The following is a 17,565-nucleotide window of genomic DNA, read 5'->3' on the forward strand; positions in this document are numbered from 1 at the left end:
GCAGCCAACACCGTTCCGGCCGCCGGGGCGTTTTTAACACATGGAATCAGTATACCATATCAAGCCCGGCAGCGCAATGAAAAAATCCCTGTCAAACCGCGTTTCGCTGCAAAAATTCCCGCACTGCCTGCCCGGAGGGAAGGGCAGCAGTGTGGGAATGTGCTGCATGATCGCGTTGCCGGGCCGGTTCAGTGCTTAGCCTCGCGCTTTTCAATGTCCTCTTCCAGCTCCTCGATGTCTTCCTTGAGGAACATCAGGCAGAAGCTCACGGCCAGCAGCAGGCAGGAGAACCAGATCGCCTTTGCGCCGCAGAACCCCAGCGCCACGCTGCCCAGGCCTGCGCCCAGCGCGAACAGGAGGATGATGGCGAAATAGTGGAAGGCTTTGCTCCGGGCGGCGCGGTTGCCCGCCACGAGCCAGCTGCACAGCGAATCCATGCCGCTGCGCAGGTTGCCGATGCACATGGTGCTGGCAAAGGCGTAGCCGTTCACCTTGCGGAAGGCCTGCACCTGCATCGCGCAGGCAAACGAGACCAGCGCGTTGGCCACCAGATTCCACTCCTGCGGGAAGAAGCCGACCACGAACAGCATCACGATCTCACACAGCACCACCAGCTGCCGCCAGTGGAGCCGCTGCATCTGCTGGAATTTCTGGCGCAGCAGTTCCGCCGTGAACACGCCCAGCGCAAAGAAGCACAGCGGCACCAGATAGTGCAGCACCGCACTCCAGTCGCCCTCGACCAGCTTCACGCTGCACAGCACGATGTTGCCGGTCTGTGCATTGGCAAACACCTTGCCGCGATACAAATAGGTATAAACATCCTGCAGGCCGCCGGAGACCGACAGGAACATGGCGGTGCAGAATGCTTCGGACATCTGCCCATTGCGGGACAGTTTTCGACTGATGGACACGGAATGGTTCCCCCTCTTCACAAGTTCCCGTCTATGATAGCGCATTTTGGAGGATTTGTCAAAATTTTGGCGGCATTTTTGGCGGATTCGACCATGTAAAACGAACATGGCCACCATGTTTTGCAAAGGGACGCCGGTTGTGCTACAATAAGACTGATTCTGGAACCAAAAGGAGAAATTCTCATGCCGAACATCGTCGAGATCACCGATTTCCATGCGCCGGAGCTGGACCCCTACGCCCGCCTGACGCAGAACCAGCTGCGCTGCCGGCTGGAACCCGAAAAAGGCATCTTTATCGCCGAGAGCCCCAAGGTGATCTCCCGTGCGCTGGACGCCGGGTATGAGCCGGTCTCGCTGCTGATGGAGCGCAGACAGATCACCGGCCCGGCGGCGGAGATCCTGACCCGCTGCGGCGATGCCCCGGTCTACACGGCGGACCGGGAGCTGCTGGCCGGGCTCACCGGGTTTGAGCTGACGCGGGGCGTGCTCTGCGCCTTCCGCCGCCCGGCCCCCCGCAGCGCCGAGGAGCTGTGCAAAGCGGCCCGCCGCGTCGCGGTGCTGGAAGGCATCGTGGACTCCACCAACGTGGGCGCCATCTTCCGCAGTGCGGCAGCGCTGAACATGGACGCCGTCCTTATCAACCCCTCCTGCTGCGACCCGCTGTGCCGCCGCGCGGTGCGGGTGAGCATGGGCACGGTGTTTCAGGTGCCCTGGGCCCAGCTGGGCGAGACGACCGCCGACTGGCCCGGACAGGGGCTGGCCCGCCTCCGAGCCATGGGCTTCAAAACGGCAGCCATGGCTCTGAGCGACCGCTCGGTCCCCATCGACGACGAAGCGCTGGCCGCAGAGCCGAAACTTGCCATCGTGCTGGGCACCGAGGGCGACGGTCTGGCCCATGCCACCATCGCCGCCTGCGATTACACGGTCAAGATCCCCATGTCCCACGGCGTCGATTCGCTCAATGTCGCCGCCGCCAGCGCCGTCGCATTCTGGCAGCTGGGTCGATAACAAAAAAGAAACGGCCGAAAGGCCGTTCCTTTTTTGCGCTTAGCCGGCATCCGAATGCGCGGCGCTGGCAGCGCGGATGACATCCAGCGCTTCGGATGCGATGGGGGAGGGCACGGCTGCCGGGCGGCTGAGGTAGTAGCCCTGCAGCAGGTCCACGCCCAGGTCGATGACCTTGCGCAGCTGGATCTCATCCTCGATGCCCTCGGCGAGGATCTGCATACTGCGGGCGTGGGCGTAGGCCACGATGTTCGAGACGATCTGCTGCTTGTCGAGATCCTTCTCGATGCCGCGGATGATGGAGAGGTCGATCTTGATGTACTGGGGCGACAGTTCCAGCAGATTGAGCTCGTTGCTGTAGCCGGTGCCGTAGTCATCCAGCGCGAAGGTACCGGAGAAGCCCGGCATGTTCCGCTTCCGCTCCAGACATGCGCGGTCCAGGTCTTCCTGTTCGGTAATCTCCACGACGAGCTGTTTGAGCAGGTCGGGGTAGCGGCGGTGATATTCCTGGCGGTCTTCATCGTTCAGGTCCACATTGGCGATGGAGTTGACGAAGAGCAGGGCGTCCTTCCGGATGAGGCCCCGGTTCTGCAGCTTCTCGAATGCCTCGCTGGAATGGAACATGGTGATCCGCTCGATGTCGTACAGGCGGTCCAGTTCGTGGGCCAGCGTCATCACCTGCGAAGGCGAGGTGAGGGTGGGCGTGTTCACCCGCATCAGCGCCTCGTAGGCCACCACCCGCCCGGTCTGTGCGCTGAAGATGGGCTGGAAGTAGTAGTGCACCTGCTCTTCCCGCAGCAATTGCAGGAACTCGCGCTGGGTCTGGGCGGCATACTCCTCGCGGTGGTAGACGCCGATGTCAAAATCGCCCACCTGCCCCTTGCGGGACTGCTTGACCTGATACATGGCGAAGTCGGCGTATTTTTTCAGGGTCTTCAGGTCTTTGCCGTCCTCCGGGTACCAGGCCACGCCGCCGGAGATGCTGATGTTCAGTGTTTTGCCGTTGGGCAGGGTGGAGCAGCTGGCCCGCAGGGCGGCGCTCAGCTTATCCAGCTCGGCGCGGATGGCGTCCTGTGTGTCGTACCCGTAGAACAGCAGCAGGAACTCGTCGCCGGACAGGCGGGAGCAGACGGTGTTCTTTGGGATGTTGGCGGCGAAGCACTGGCCGGTTTGGCGGATGTACTGGTCGCCCCAGTCGTGGCCGTAGGTGTCGTTGATCTGCTTGAGGTTGTCCAGATCCATCATCAGCAGAGCCGAGCAGTGCAGCTGGGCCGGGTGGGCAAAGAGGTCGGCGCAGACCCGGTCGAACGCCTGACGGTTGTACAGCCCGGTGAGGATATCGTAGTCGCGCTCCCGCTCGATGCGCTGCTGCTCCAGTATGGGGCTGGTCACATCTTCGAGCAGGCCCACCTCCGAGGCGGTCTCGCCGCAGATGCGGGTCACACGGAGGATCACATACCGCACCTCGTCCTCTTTCCGGACGAGGAAGACGGAGTTGCCTGCATCCGTGGTGCGGTAGAGGCTGGAATGCGCGATCCGGGAGAGGGCGTTGCGGAAGCTGCGGGGCGTGAGAGGCTCCGGGGTGGCCAGCCCCAGCATCTGGAAGAAGTTGTCGGTGGCAAAGACACTGTCGCTGCGCAGCTCGTAGCCGCCCAGCTCCACCGTGGCCATCTCCATGATCCGCAGAAAGCGGGTGGAAGAGGCCAGCACATCCTCCGAAAGGTGGGTGATGGCCGAGGCAAACTGGTCTACTTCCAGGATGCCGGTAGTGGGCAGCTGCGGCATGGCCACGGCGTTTTCCTGCGCTTTGGCCACGGCAGCGGAGAGCTGATGGACGGGCTTGGACATCCGCTCACTGACCAGAAAGCTCGCCAGAAAGCCTGCGATGAGGGTGAGCAGCACGGTGAGGAAGAGCATCTGCTGCACCCGGTTGGAGAAGGCCGAGAGGTTGGCCGTGGGCACCATGCCCACCAGATACCAGCGATCCCCGGAGAAGGGGGCGTTCCGGTTGTAGAGATTCAGCGACATCACGGAGGCTGTGTAGGGCACATGGTCCTGCACCAGACGGAAGCAGCCGGTGCCGCGCCGGGATGCCGCAGCGGTGGTGCCGCTGGCAAACGCCGAACTGCCGCTGCACAGGACCGGTGCAAGATCCAGCGAGAGGGTGTCCAGGTTCAACATCATATTGGAGCAGGCCAGCAGATAGAGGCCGGAGCCGTCGCCCTGCAGTTCGGCGCAGGGCAGCTTCTCGGCAAGGTAGCTGGTCAGAAGCTCCACGCCGATGACGCCGTAGATGGTGCCGTCCGGCAGGATGAGGGGCTGGCTGTAATAGATGGCCTGCCGGTCGTCATCTTTCAGAGCATAGGGGGCGATGGTCCAGTGGCCGTAATCCGCCGGGCTCAGCTGGGCACCATCGTCATAGGCCGCCTGGAACGGCGCATAGAGAAAGCCTCTGGCTTTTGCCTGATAGGCAAGAGCGGGGGACCAGCTCTTGTCAGTGGCGATGCTCTGCTCCTGCACCAGCCGGGCCGGTGCCCGCTCGAACAGCAGGTCGGAATTGTTTTCGGAGGGCGAGGCGTCGGGGTCCAGATCCCGCAGATAGATGGAGGGCAGGTGATTGCCAGCGGAGCGACTGTTCAGGTCGTGGGTGTTCAGCACCAGAAAGATGCCGGTCACCGGCCTGCTGCGCAGAGCGGCGATGAGCTTTGGGGTGGCGGCTTCCAGCAGGGGGTAGGCGGTGATGCTGCTGCTGTCCAGCGTGGCAAGGTCGATGCTGCCGCTGGCCAGCAGCTCCTGCGTCAGGGTGTTGATCTCACTTTCCAGAGTGGAAAGCTCCTGCGCATCGTTCAGGGTGGTCCGGATGTATCGGCTGCGGTTCTCCACCTGCATGGCGAGGATGTCCTCCGCGTTCTGGTCCAGCTGGGGGCCGACCCGCATCGCATAGATGGACGCGACGAGCAGCGCGACCTCCACCAGCAGCACACCGACCATCGCTTTGAAGATGGTGCCGAAAATGGAGCGCTCTGCGCGGGCCCCGGACAGTTTGTGTCGGGTGAAGTGTTTCATGGGCCGGTGCTCCTTTCAAAAAGGGTTGGGGCGGCAGGTGGTCAGCCGGCGTAGGCTTCCAGCGCGGCCTTCGTGGATTCGTACCACTGGTCAAAGTATTCGTCGGTCAAAAACTCGGCTTCGGCTTCTTCGGCCGTCTGCCCGGCGGCGAGCCGCTCTTTCACGATGGCCCGGTCGGCCTCCGCCGCATCGGTCATGGCATTTTGCAGGGTGGTGCGGGCCGTGGAACCCTCCAGGAAGGCGTGGGTCGTGTACAGGGCGTCATGCTCCACGGCATCCAGCGAGAGGTCCAGCACCTGGGTGACGATGTCGGTCAGCTCCAAACCACTGGCCTGAATGGCGTTCAGGTTTGCGGCGGCGCGGGTCACGGGCAGATAGCCGGAGTTCACGGAGAACGCGATGTTGTTTTCCGGCTGGGTAAACCACTTCAGAAATTCAACGCAGGCCCGGATCTGGGCGTCGGTGCCTTTGGTCACGATCATACCGGCACCCTGCTGGGCGGCGACCGGGCTGCAGCCCGCAAAGGATGGGCAGGGCAGGATGGCCGGTTCGATGGCGTGGCTCTCGGCGTCGTTGGTCATCACCTGGGCGGGGAAGAAGGGGCTGCTGGCCGACGAGCCGACGTAGGCCAGCAGATTGCCGGTCTTCACGTCGTCGCTGCGGAACCTGCCGCTGGCACCGAACCAGCCCTTGATGTAGGGCACATAGAAGTTATCCCACAGTTTGCGGATGACGTCTTTGTCAAAATGCAGGGTCATGACGCCGTTCTTGGTATCAAAGATGGTCAGGCCCATCTCCTGAGCACCGCACAGCAGGTAGTTGGCCAGCGCATCACGGCCGAAGAAGGCCTTGCCGTCGTTGGGGGTGCTGGTCATGGCATCCGTCCAGTCGTAGTATTGGCGGGCCACCTCCACGACGCCTTCCAAAGTGGCCAGGTCGTCGTAGGTCACACCGGTGGCCGCAGCAAAGGGGGCCCAGTCGGTGGCGTTCAGGTAGAGCAGCTCGGTGGATTTTGCCACCGGGAAGATCTTCAGTTCCCCGTTGTTCATCAGGTCGCCCTCGGCCAGAAAACCGTCCACATAGGCGGCCTTCTCCTTTGCGGTCAGATAGGGGGCCAGGTCTACGACCTTGCCCATCAGGTCGAGGTCATAGGCCATGTCGGCATAGCCGGAGTAGAGGTTGGGCAGGGCCGCAGCGCCCACCTTGCCCTGCGCAGCGGCCAGAACGTTCGCTTCCAGGTCGGTCACGTTGCCCTGATTGAAGCTCTCGACCACGATGTTCTTCTCTTTGCCGACGGTGGCGTTGAACTGGTCCACCAGAGCGTTGAAGCTGCTCAGAAGGTCGCCGCTGTAATAGTTCCACACCGTGATGGTGGTGGGTGCCTTGGCACTGCCGCCGCAGCCCACACAGCCCAGCAGCAGCGCAGCGCTCAGCACCAGACTGACGAGCGGACGAAAACGAGATCGCATGATGTCTCCTTCCCCAAAACGAGCCGGTCCGAAAAATGGAGCCCCGGCTCTCCGCGGCTCCATCCGGAACTCAATCGAGGGCGTTGATGGCCTCGATGGTCTTGTGATATTCCTTCTCTACAAGGGCATACTGCTCGGCGGCACCGTCAAAGCTCCCCGCGCGGAGGATCTCCGTCAGGGCCACTGCAGAGGGCGTGAGGTTGCTGAAGCCGAGGTTGAGGCAGACCCCTTTCAGGGTGTGCGCCGCAAGAAACGCATCCTTGACGTCCTGCCGGGCCATGGCATCGGTCAGCTGCTGAAAACTGGTGTCCTGCAAGAACATCCGGGCAAAGCGCCGGATCATATCGGGTTTATAAAAGCGCCGGAGCACGTCCTGATAATTCGCGCCCATGGCCGTGTAGCATTCTTCGATCGTCATGTGGGGGACCCCTTCCTGTCAAATGGCTTGTGATAGATAAAATTATTATAACACCTTTTGTTTCACAGGGCTACCATTTATGCCGAAAAAGTTCAGATTTTGGCAAAACGGCGGGGCAGCATTCTGTTTTGCAGAAAAGTTTTGGAAAATCCCTTCCCTTTGGGCTGAATACCGTCTATAATAGAAAAGAAAAGCGCCTTTTTTGTTCCAATATTCTGAGAGGCGCGCAGAAAGGCGTAGGAAACGGCGAAGATGAAAACAATGCAGGAAGTTCAGACGCTCATCAGCGATCTGCAGCAGTTCTATACGGATGTGCGTCTGCTGGATGCAGCCACCATTGAGCGGATCGAAGAGGGTGTGCGCTCCAACCCCAACGCGGAAGAGCTGTGCTATGCCTGCCGCCACAGGAACCGCCGCTGCCACCACTGCGCGGTGAAGAATGCGTTCGAGAACCATGACCAGCGCACCAAGCTGGAATATTTCTCGCCGGACATCGTGCAGGTGTCGGCCAAATATATGGAGGTGGACGGAGCTCCCTATGTGCTGGAACTGCTGCAGCGGATGCACAGTGATACCATCGTCGAACCCGATGACACCGAGGCACTGTTCAGCGCGCTCTCCGGCTACAACACCAAGCTGTACCACGACCCTCTGACCGACATGTACAACCGCCGCTATTACGAGGAGATCGTCCGCGGCATGAAAGGCCCCATCGGCGTGGCGCTGATGGACCTGGACGATTTTAAGGTCTACAACGATACCTACGGCCACCACGCGGGCGATATGGCCCTGAAGACCGCCGCCACCATCGTGCGCGGCTGCATCCGCCAGACCGATGCGCTGGTGCGCTTCGGCGGCGACGAGTTTCTGCTCATCCTGCCCGGCATCCCGGAGGACTACTTCAAAATCAAACTGGAGCAGATCCGGGAAAAGCTCCATGACGCCATCGTGCCCGGCTACAGCCACATGCGGCTTTCGACCAGCATCGGCGGGCTGATCCAGATGCCAAGCGACAGCATGGATGCCGTGGTCCGGCAGGCCGACCGGCTGATGTATCAGGCCAAGGTCCGGAAGAACTGCGTCGTCGTCTCCGGCGAGGTGCTCCAGGAGGATGCGCCGGGCCGCCGGGAGGAAAAGCCGCAGATCCTCATCGTGGACGATTCCGCGATGAACCGCGCCATCCTGTCGGAGATCCTGTGCGGGGATTACCGCATCCTCGAAGCGGCGGACGGCGAGGAGTGCCTGAAAAAGATGCAGCAGCACATGGGCGATATCGCGCTGGTGCTGCTGGACCTTATGATGCCCAAGATGAACGGGTTTGAGGTGCTGGACTTCATGAACCGCAACCACGCCATCGAGGATCTGCCGGTCATCATGATCTCCGGTGAGGACAGCGAGGAATCCGTCCGCCGCGCCTATGAGATGGGCGTTTCGGATTACGTAGCCCGCCCGTTCGACGCCCGCGTCGTCTACCGCCGGGTGTTCAATACCATCAAGCTCTATGCCAAGCAGCGGCGGCTGGTCAGCCTGCTGTCCGAACAGATCCGCGCGCGGGAGAGGAACACCTCCATGCTGGTGGGGGTGCTGAGCCAGCTGGTGGAGTTCCGCAACGGCGAGAGCGGGCTGCACGTTCAGCACATCCACCGCCTCACCGAGCGGGTGCTCGAAAAACTGCTCGAACGCCCCAACATCTACCACATCACCTCCGAGATGCAGGAGAATATCCCGCTGGCCTCGGCCCTGCACGACATCGGCAAGATCGCCATCGACGAAAAGATCCTGAACAAGCCCGGCCGGCTGACCCCGGAGGAGATCGAGGTCATCAAGACCCATACCACCATCGGCGCGGACATGCTGAGCAAGCTGGACAACTTCTGCGAGGAGCCGCTGCTCCAGACGGCCTACAGCATCGCCCGCTGGCACCACGAGCGGTGGGACGGCCGCGGCTACCCGGACGGCCTGAAAGGGAACGAGATCCCCATCGAGGCGCAGGTGGTGGCGCTGGCCGACGTCTACGATGCTCTGACCAGTGACCGCTGCTACAAAAAAGCCTGCCCGCACGAACAGGCAGTGAAGATGATCCTGAACGGCGAATGCGGCGCGTTCAACCCCATGCTTCTGGAATGCTTCGTCGAGATCGAAGACGACCTCAAGCGGGATCTGGAAGAAGAGCACCGTAACAAAGCCTGACAATCGCCCGAAAAAAACTTCGCGTACAGATGCGGAGTTTTTTCTTTGCGAAAATACTTGACTTTGTCAAGTGAACGTGCTATACTCAGGCCGTTGAGAACGAAAGGAGCGGATCATATGGAACCGGCTACGGTATCCTCCTGCATTCTGACACTGCACAGGAGATTTGCCGCCTACACCACCCAGCGGCTGCAGGAGCTGGGCCTGAGCTTCGGGATGATGTACTTTGTCATCTATGTGGGCAAGCATCCCGGCTGCACCCCCTCGGAGCTGACGCAGAGACTGCATCTGGACTGGGGCCACTCCCAGCGCAGCCTCACCAAGCTGGCCGAGGATGGATTTCTCACCAAAGAAAAGAGCGGCCGCAGCTACCATCTGGAACTGACCGAAAAGGGCCGGACGGCCTTTGCGGTCTGCCACCGGATGTTTTATGACTGGGACGCCCGGAACCTGACCGGCCTGACCGCCGACGAGCAGCGCCAGCTGCTGGAACTGCTGCACAAAGCAGCACAGAAAGGAAGCATGTGATCATGTATGAGACCATCCTGAGCCCTGTGAACTATGGGGGCCTGCAGCTGAAGAACCGCATCATTTTTGCGCCTACCACCTTCGGCCTGCCGGACGAAGAGTACCTTGCCGAGATCCGGCGGCTGGCCGAGGGCGGCTGCGCGATGCTCATCATCGGGGATGTGCCGGTGGGGAAGAGCAGGTTCGAAAAATCCCTCTTCGATGCAAAGGGGTTCGCGTTTTATCAGCAGATCGTGGAGATCGCCCACAAGGCGGATTGCAAGGTCTGCGCCCAGCTGCACCAGAGCGATTCCAACATGCTGGCGATGCTCAAATACATCCCCGCCGTGCTGGCCAAAAAGCTCACCCCGGACCAGCTGCGCGAAAAGCTGAACGCCGAAGTGGAGCCTTACATCACCAAAATGCCGAAGCGGAAGATCGAGGCCATCCTCGCAGGCTTCGGCAAGGCGGCGGTGCTGGCAAAACAGGCCGGGTTCGACATGGTGCAGGTGCACGGCGACCGGATGTGCGGCAGCTTCAGCTCGTCCATCTTCAATCACCGCACCGATGAATACGGCGGCAGCGCCGAGAACCGCGCCCGCTTTGCTGTGGAAGCGGTCAGGGCCGTCCATACCGCCGTGCCGGAATTTCCCATTGACTACAAGCTGGCCGTCCGGCAGGAAGATCCCCATTACGGCAACGCAGGCGTTCTGGTGGAAGAACTGCCCGTCTTTGTGCCGCTGCTGGAACAGGCAGGCGTGACCAGCTTCCATGTCACGCTGGCCAACCACTCGGCACTGGAAAACACCATCCCGCCCGCCAGCCACCCTGCCTTCGGCCAGCCGGGCTGCTTCCTCAAGTTCTGCGATGCCGTGCGGCAGTACACCCGCCTGCCCCTCTGCGGCGTGGGCGGCCTGAACGACCCCGATTTCGTGGAGCAGCAGCTTGCCTCTGGGCGCATCCAGTGCGCCGCCATGAGCCGCCAGCTTCTGGCCGACCCGGAGTGGGTGAACAAACTGCAAAAGGGGCAGGCAAAAACGATCCATCGCTGCGTCCGCTGCAACAAAAAGTGCCTCGGCGGCCTGATGGCGCACCAGGGCACCCGCTGCATCTACGACGCACGGCGAGAAGAAAAATAAACACACACCGATGAAAAAGGAGAATCGTATGAGCTACTCGATCGTATACAGCAGCCAGACCGGCAACACAAAGCAGCTGGCAGAGACCCTTCGGGAAACGCTGCCGCAGGAAGGCTGCCGCTACTTCGGCACACCGGCACAAGCCGCAGCGGAGGCCGACACCCTGTATGTGGGCTTCTGGACCGACCGGGGCCATGCAGATGCAGACTGCAACGCCTTCTTGAAAACGCTGCGCGGCAAAAAGGTCTTTCTGTTCGGCACCGCAGGCTTCGGCGGCAGCGCGGAGTATTTTGCAAAGATCCTGAGCGCCGTGCAGGCGGAGCTGGACCCCAGCAATACCGTTGTGGGGACCTATATGTGTCAGGGCCGGATGCCCCAGTCGGTGCGGCAGCGGTACGAAGCGATGAAGCAGCAGCCGAACCCGGCCTCCAATCTGGACATGCTGATCGAAAACTTTGACCGTGCATTGGCCCATCCGGATGCCGGAGACCTCGAACGCCTGAAACAGGCAGTGCAATAAAACGCAAAAACGGCTGGCCCTCCTGGAGTACGGAGGGCCAGCCGTTTTGCTGTGGATTCAATAAAACCGGAAGGGAGTTACTCGGTGCGGGTCTTCTTGAGCAGGCTCAGGATGACGGCACCCACGATGCTGCCAGCGGCCAGTGCCACCACATACATCAGGGCGTGGTCCACGACGGGGAAGACGAAGATGCCGCCATGGGGTGCGCGCAGGGCACAGCCAAAGGTCATGGAGAGCGCACCGGCCAGCGCTGCGCCGGCGACGCAGCTGGGCAGGATGCGGAGCGGGTCGGCGGCAGCGTAGGGGATGGCACCCTCGGTGACGAAGCACAGGCCCATGACGTAGTTCACGATGCCGTTGCGGCGCTCGTCGGGGGTCCACTTTTTGGGGCAGAAGGTGGTGGAGAGGGCGATGGCGAGGGGAGGCACCATGCCGCCCACCATGACGGCGGCCATGACCTCATAGTTGCCGGAGGCCAGCGCGGCCGTGCCGAAGACATAGGCTGCCTTGTTGCAGGGGCCGCCCATGTCCACGCTCATCATACCGGCCACGATGGCACCCAGCAGGACCTTGGAGGTGCCGCCCAAGGCGTTGAGCCAGTCGGTCATGGCGGTGTTGATCATGCCCATCACCGGGTTGATGCCGCACATCACAGCGCCCACGATGAGGATGCCGCCCAGCGGGTAGATGAGCATGGGGCGGATGCCGTTCAGGCTGGCGGGGAGCTTTTCGGTGATCTTCTTCAGGAACTCGACCACATAACCGGCCACGAAACCGGCCAGCAGAGCCGCCAGGAAGCCGCCGGAGATGCCGGTGGTCTCACCGGAGGCAAGGCCCGCGAAGTTGGTGCCGTTCATGGCCAGAACGCCGCCTGCAAAGCCGACGGCCAGACCCGGACGGTCTGCGATGGACATGGCAATGAAACCGGCCAGGATGGGGAGCATGTAGCTGAAGGCGGCGCTGCCCACCGTCTTGAAGAAGGCTGCGATGGGGGTGTTCATGCCGAAGTTGGAGGGGTCGATGGTGTAATCGTCCAGCAGGAAGGCCAGCGCAATCATGATGCCGCCGCCCACGACGAAGGGCAGCATGTGGGAAACACCGTTCATCAGGTGCTTGTACACGGTGTGGGCCGCGCTGTCGGAGGCACCGGGCGCATCGCCCGCGGCCTTGTCTTTGCTGTGGTAGATGGGCACCTCGCCCCGCACGATCTTCAGGATCAGCTCTTCGGGCTTGTGGATGCCGTCGTCCACGCGGGTGAAGAGCACAGGCTTGCCGTCAAAGCGGGCAGTCTCCACGTTCTTGTCCGCCGCCACGATGATGCCGTCGCAGGCTGCGATCTCCTCGCGGGTCAGGATGTTCTTGGCACCGTCGGAACCGTTGGTCTCGACCTTCACAGGCAGCTCCAGTTTGGTGCCTGCCTTGGTCAGTGCCTCGGCGGCCATGTAGGTGTGGGCGATGCCGTTGGGGCAGGCCGTCACAGCCAGCACCCGGAAGCCGTCCTGCGGGATGGACTGGTCGGTGAAGCTCTCGCTGCCGAACTGTGCTTCCTCCTGCTTGTCGATGGCGTCCAAAAATGCCTGCGGCGTTTTGGCAGTGCGCAGCTGCTCCACGAACTCCTCGTTCATCAGCATCTGCATCATCCGGGCCAGCATATCCACATGCAGGCTGCCATTCTGCGGGGCCGCGATGGCGAAGAGCAGGTCGGTCTTGCCGTCGTCGTCGGGGTTGTACTGCACCGGGCTGCTCAGCCGCAGTGCGGCCAGACTGGGCCGGGTGACGACGTCGCTCTTGGCATGGGGCACCGTGATGCCGTTGTCCACGTAGGTGGAGCCTTCTTCTTCGCGGGCGTAGAGTGCCTTTTTATAGGCCTCTTTATCCAGAATGTTGTTGTGGGTGGATTGCAGCTCCACGACCTTGTCGATGATCTCTTCCTGATTGGATGCTGCAACATCCAGCGCAATGGCATTCAGGGAGAAAAGCGAGGTGATACGCATAGGGGATTCTCCTTTCCTTCGTTCAAAGCGTCACAGCTCAGAGCGCTGCGAGCAGTGCGTCGATCTCCGATTTTTTGGCCAGCCCCAGGCTGAACGCCGTGGCGCTGCCGCAGGCGGTGCCCAGGCGGAGGGCGTCGTCATAGCGGCCGGTCTGCAAATATCCGGCCACGAAGCCGGCTACCATGCTGTCGCCTGCGCCCACGCTGTTGATGACCCTGCCCTTGGGGCAGCCGATGCGGTGCACGGCACCGGTCTCGTCCACCAGCAAAGCACCATCGCCCGCCATACTCACCAGAACGTTCCGGGCACCCTGCGTTTGCAGGGCGCGGGCAGCGGCGGTGATCTCCTCGTCGCCGGTCAGGACTCTGCCCACTAGCTCGCCCAGCTCGTGGTTGTTCGGCTTGATGAGGAAGGGGTGGTAGGGCAGAACGTTTGCCAGCAGGGCGCGGGTGGCGTCCACGACACAGCGCACACCCTTGCCGTCCAGCCGGGCCAGCAGCCGCTCGTAGGTGTCCTGCGGCATACTGGACGGGATGCTGCCTGCGAGGATGAGCACATCGCTTTCGGTCAGCGCATCGAGCTTTTCTTCCAGCGCGTGCAGGGCCGAAGCCGGGATGGCGGGGCCTGCGCCGTTCAGCTCGGTCTCCTCCCCGGCTTTGATCTTCACGTTGATGCGGGTCATGCCGTGGTCCAGATGAATGAAGTCGGTGCGCAGGCCCTGCGCGGCCAGACCGCGTTCCAGCCAGGCACCGGTCTCACCGGCCACGAAGCCCAGAGCCACGCTCTCGCAGCCCAGCTCGTGCAGCACACCGGACACATTGATGCCCTTGCCGCCCAGCACACAGTCCTCCCCGGCGGCGCGGTTCACCTCGCCGACTTCCAGAGCCTTGTCCAGGCGGACGACGTAGTCGATAGCAGGATTGAACGTAACGGTATAGATCATGATTCCGTCTCCTTTATCAAAGTGAATTGCCGGTATTTGGGGTTGGGGCAGCGGTTGGTCAGGATGGCACCGCTGTGCAGGTCGGTGATGACGGCGGGGTAGACTTTGGCGAACTTCGAGTCATCCACGAGGAACCAGGTCTCCCGCGCCCGGTGGACGGCAGCCGCCTTCACAGCGGCTTCCTCCGGGTCCGGTGTGGTGAACCCGGCCTCCAGCGCCACGCCGTTGGCCCCCATGAACGCTTTGGTGAAGTTGTACTGCTGGATGGCGCTGAGCGCCGTCGCCCCGATGATGGCTTCGGTCTGGGGTCGCAGCATTCCGCCGGGCAGGAACACCCGGCAGCCCTTCTGGGCCAGCAGCCGGGCATGGGCTACGCCGTTGGTCACATAGCAGGCATGCAGGGCCGGGCCGGTCAGCGCCCGCGCCACCGCCAGTGTGGTGGAACCGGCGTCCAGAAAGATGAAATCCTCCGGCTCGATCAGGGCCGCTGCGGCCCGCGCGATGCTGTGTTTCTGGTCCACAGCCAGCTCTTCTTTGGCGGCCATGGTGGGTTCGTCGGTGCGGAAAGGGCTGTCCGGCAGGGTGGCACCGCCGTGGACTTTGTTCAGCTTGCCCAGTTTGTCCAGCTCGTTCAGGTCGCGCCGGATGGTGGATTCGCTTGCGCTCAGGGCCTCGCACAACTCCTGTACCGTAGCCGTCCGCTGGCGGGCCAGCAGATCCAGGATGAGGGCGAAGCGTTCTTCTGCCAACATGAAAATCTTCACTCCTTTTGGTGGATTGTGATTTTATTTGGAGCTTTCTGCGTCTCTCTGCCCCTATTATAGCAAAGAATACGTCAAAATCAATCACGAAATGCCAAAAAGAATCAACAAAAATAAACTGCAAAATTTGAGCATCTCGCACAAGAAGTGGGATACATGAAACGATTTTGCAGAAAAATGGAGCCGATTCTCACGCAAAACGCGGAAAATAGCTGCTTTGTCTGCTTCTTTGTGGCGGATTTTGACGGAATTGCGATTTCTGAATCTGAAGGAAAAAGAATCTTTGGCAGCTGGGTTGCGTGTGCTATAATAAAGGTGTTCTATCTCTACATCTGCGCAAAAAGAGGAGCGATACGATGAAGCCAAGGATCATCTTTTTTGACATTGACGGCACACTGGTGCCCCTGAAAGAGGGCATCCGCCCCAGAACGGTGGAAGCTCTGCAAAAACTGCGGCAGAACGGCATCAGGCTCTGCATTGCCACAGGCCGTACCCCCATGGAGATGCCGAAGTTCGAGGGGGTGACGTTTGATGCGCTCCTGACCTACAACGGCTCGTACTGTTTTACGCCGGAGCGCGATATTTTCAAGAACCTCATCCCAAAAGAGGACATTGTGACCCTCCGCCGGAATGCGGCTGCACTGGGGCGGCCCCTTGCACTGGCCACGGACAGCCGTCTGGTGGCCAACGGCACCGAACCAGACCTCGAAGAATATTTTGCCATCGGCGGGGTGAAGCTGGTCGTGGCCGACGACTTTGACGAGGTGGCGCAGGGCGAAGTCTTTCAGGTGCTGATGGGCGGCCGGGAGGAAGAGTATCCCGCCATCCTGAACGATGTCACCCATGCCAAGATCGCCGCCTGGTGGGACCGCGCAGTGGACATCATCCCGGCCAACGGCGGCAAGGGGGTCGCGGTGGAAAAGGTGCTGGAGTTTTACGGCATCGACAAGGCCGACAGCATGGCGTTTGGCGACGGCAACAACGACATCGAGATGTTCGGGGCCGTCGGCACCGGCGTTGCCATGGCCAATGCCTCTGACCGGCTGAAAGCCGTTGCCGCAGATACCTGCCGTGACGTAAAAGAGGACGGCGTTTACTGGTACTGTCTGGAACATGAACTGCTCTGAAAAGGCTTGCAAGATCGTTTGTTTATGGTACGATGAAAAAGAGGGGAGGACCATAAGGAACGTGGAATAAAAAAGCGGAGGTGCTGCATCGCAGCACCTCCGCTTTTTTATAGGACCGGTTTACTTATTCTGAATGTATTCATCGATGGCCTTGGCGGCAGCTTTGCCGGCACCCATGGCCTTGATGACGGTGGCGGCACCGGTCACGGCGTCGCCGCCGGCATACACGCCCTCACGGCTGGTCTTGCCCTCATCGCCTTCGGTGACGATGCAGCCGTGCTTGTTGGTCTCCAGACCGGGGGTGGTGGAGCGGATGAGCGGGTTGGGGCTGGTGCCCAGGCTCATGATGACGGTGTCCACATCCATGGTGAACTCGCTGCCCTTCTTCTCGATGGGGCGGCGGCGGCCGGACGCATCGGGCTCGCCCAGCTCCATCTCCACGCAGGTGATGGCCTTGACGAAGCCCTCGTCGTCGGAGAGGATTTCCACGGGGTTGCACAGGGTCTTGAAGATGATGCCCTCTTCCTCGGCGTGTTCGACCTCCTCCTTCCGGGCAGGCAGCTCAGCCATGCCGCGGCGGTAGACGATGTAGACGGTGTCGGCACCCAGGCGCAGGGCGCTGCGGGCGGCGTCCATGGCAACGTTGCCGCCGCCGACGACGGCGACCTTCTTGCCGGCGCGGATGGGGGTCTTGCTGGTGGGCAGATATGCCTTCATCAGGTTGGAGCGGGTCAGGAACTCGTTGGCGGAGTACACACCCTTCAGGCTCTCGCCGGGGATGCCCATGAAGCGGGGCAGACCGGCACCGGAACCCACGAAGACAGCCTCATAGCCGTACTCGCCCATCAGCTCGTCGATGGTCAGGACTTTGCCGATGACCATGTTGCACTCGAAGTCCACGCCCATCTTCTTCAGGCCGTCGATCTCCTGCTGGACGATGGCCTTGGGCAGACGGAACTCAGGGATGCCGTACATCAGCACACCGCCTGCCACATGCAGGGCCTCGTACACAGTGACCTTATAGCCCAGCTTTGCCAGGTCGCCTGCGGCGGTCAGACCGGCAGGGCCTGCGCCGATGATGGCGACCTTGTGACCGTTGGATTCGGGCACGATGGGAGCAGTGTGGACGTTCTCACGGTGCCAGTCGGCCACGAAGCGCTCCAGGCGGCCGATGCCCACCGGCTCGTTCTTGATGCCGCGGGTGCACTTGCCCTCACACTGGCTCTCCTGCGGGCAGACACGGCCGCAGACGGCGGGCAGGGAAGAAGAGCGGTTGATGACCTGATACGCGGCCTCAAAGTCGCCCTCGGCCACATGGCCGATGAATTCCGGAATGTCGATGCCGACCGGGCAGCCGGTCTGGCAGGGCTTGTTCTTGCAGTGCACACAGCGCTTTGCCTCGTTCACAGCCATCTCGGCGGTGTAGCCCAGCGCAACTTCCTCAAAGTTCTTGTTGCGGACGTTGGGGTCCTGGGTGGGCATGGGGCACTTTTTCGGGTCCATATTGAAAGCCAT

General features: G+C 61.6%; 14 protein-coding genes. 6 read left to right on the plus strand and 8 right to left on the minus strand.

The annotated features are described in order from the left end of the window. Positions 1-188 precede the first annotated feature (188 nt). On the minus strand, positions 189-875 hold the full coding sequence (locus I5P96_RS06655) for a YoaK family protein (protein ID WP_223383738.1): 687 nt from the start codon (positions 873-875) through the stop codon (positions 189-191). 219 nt (positions 876-1,094) lie between these two features. On the opposite strand from I5P96_RS06655, the gene I5P96_RS06660 reads away from it, so the two are divergent. Next, positions 1,095-1,919 carry a TrmH family RNA methyltransferase gene (locus I5P96_RS06660; protein WP_223383632.1) on the plus strand — a complete coding sequence of 275 codons (825 nt, stop codon included), beginning with the start codon at positions 1,095-1,097 and terminating at the stop codon, positions 1,917-1,919. Positions 1,920-1,958: 39 nt separating this feature from the next. Here I5P96_RS06660 and I5P96_RS06665 read toward each other — a convergent pair whose 3' ends face one another. The 3 genes from I5P96_RS06665 to I5P96_RS06675 all read right to left on the minus strand — a co-directional run bounded on the left by I5P96_RS06665 (position 1,959) and on the right by I5P96_RS06675 (position 6,869). Further along, the gene (locus I5P96_RS06665; RefSeq protein WP_223383633.1) at positions 1,959-4,982 is read right to left on the minus strand and encodes a bifunctional diguanylate cyclase/phosphodiesterase; all 3,024 of its coding nucleotides are present in this window, start codon (positions 4,980-4,982) and stop codon (positions 1,959-1,961) included. Positions 4,983-5,023: 41 nt separating this feature from the next. Then, entirely contained in the window at positions 5,024-6,451 is a 1,428-nt protein-coding gene (locus I5P96_RS06670) for an extracellular solute-binding protein (protein WP_223383634.1), read from the minus strand. 70 nt (positions 6,452-6,521) lie between these two features. Beyond that, positions 6,522-6,869 (minus strand): Hpt domain-containing protein, encoded by a 348-nt coding sequence (locus I5P96_RS06675; protein ID WP_223383635.1) that lies wholly within the window; start codon positions 6,867-6,869, stop codon positions 6,522-6,524. A gap of 252 nt (positions 6,870-7,121) precedes the next feature. Here I5P96_RS06675 and I5P96_RS06680 point away from each other — a divergent pair, with 252 nt between their 5' ends. The 4 genes from I5P96_RS06680 (at position 7,122) to bilS (ending at position 11,225) form a co-directional block, all read left to right on the plus strand. Further along, positions 7,122-9,059 (plus strand): diguanylate cyclase, encoded by a 1,938-nt coding sequence (locus I5P96_RS06680; protein WP_223383636.1) that lies wholly within the window; start codon positions 7,122-7,124, stop codon positions 9,057-9,059. 117 nt (positions 9,060-9,176) lie between these two features. Beyond that, entirely contained in the window at positions 9,177-9,587 is a 411-nt protein-coding gene (bilQ, locus tag I5P96_RS06685) for a bilirubin utilization transcriptional regulator BilQ (protein WP_223383637.1), read from the plus strand. A gap of 2 nt (positions 9,588-9,589) precedes the next feature. Continuing rightward, complete coding sequence (gene bilR, locus I5P96_RS06690) at positions 9,590-10,705, plus strand: bilirubin reductase (protein ID WP_223383638.1); 1,116 nt, start codon at positions 9,590-9,592, stop codon at positions 10,703-10,705. A 28-nt stretch (positions 10,706-10,733) separates the two neighbouring features. Beyond that, positions 10,734-11,225, plus strand: a complete 492-nt coding sequence (gene bilS, locus I5P96_RS06695) for a flavodoxin family protein BilS (protein ID WP_223383639.1) — start codon at positions 10,734-10,736, stop codon at positions 11,223-11,225. A gap of 77 nt (positions 11,226-11,302) precedes the next feature. On the opposite strand, the gene I5P96_RS06700 is transcribed toward bilS, so the two are convergent. Genes I5P96_RS06700 through I5P96_RS06710 form a run of 3 tightly spaced genes read right to left on the minus strand, consistent with a single transcriptional unit; the run spans position 11,303 to position 14,914 of the window. Then, on the minus strand, positions 11,303-13,219 hold the full coding sequence (locus I5P96_RS06700; protein WP_223383640.1) for a fructose-specific PTS transporter subunit EIIC: 1,917 nt from the start codon (positions 13,217-13,219) through the stop codon (positions 11,303-11,305). Positions 13,220-13,256: 37 nt separating this feature from the next. Next, complete coding sequence (gene pfkB, locus I5P96_RS06705) at positions 13,257-14,162, minus strand: 1-phosphofructokinase (RefSeq protein WP_223383641.1); 906 nt, start codon at positions 14,160-14,162, stop codon at positions 13,257-13,259. Next, positions 14,159-14,914: a DeoR/GlpR family DNA-binding transcription regulator gene (locus I5P96_RS06710; protein ID WP_223383642.1), complete on the minus strand. Its 756-nt coding sequence runs from the start codon at positions 14,912-14,914 to the stop codon at positions 14,159-14,161. The genes pfkB and I5P96_RS06710 overlap by 4 nt, the downstream gene beginning before the upstream one ends. A 365-nt stretch (positions 14,915-15,279) precedes the next feature. Here I5P96_RS06710 and I5P96_RS06715 point away from each other — a divergent pair, with 365 nt between their 5' ends. Continuing rightward, positions 15,280-16,050 (plus strand): Cof-type HAD-IIB family hydrolase, encoded by a 771-nt coding sequence (locus I5P96_RS06715; protein ID WP_223383643.1) that lies wholly within the window; start codon positions 15,280-15,282, stop codon positions 16,048-16,050. A gap of 120 nt (positions 16,051-16,170) precedes the next feature. Here I5P96_RS06715 and gltA read toward each other — a convergent pair whose 3' ends face one another. Beyond that, positions 16,171-17,565 carry an NADPH-dependent glutamate synthase gene (gene gltA, locus I5P96_RS06720; RefSeq protein ID WP_118552830.1) on the minus strand — a complete coding sequence of 465 codons (1,395 nt, stop codon included), beginning with the start codon at positions 17,563-17,565 and terminating at the stop codon, positions 16,171-16,173.

This window comes from Faecalibacterium prausnitzii, from assembly GCF_019967995.1.
GTDB lineage: Bacteria > Bacillota > Clostridia > Oscillospirales > Ruminococcaceae > Faecalibacterium > Faecalibacterium prausnitzii_E.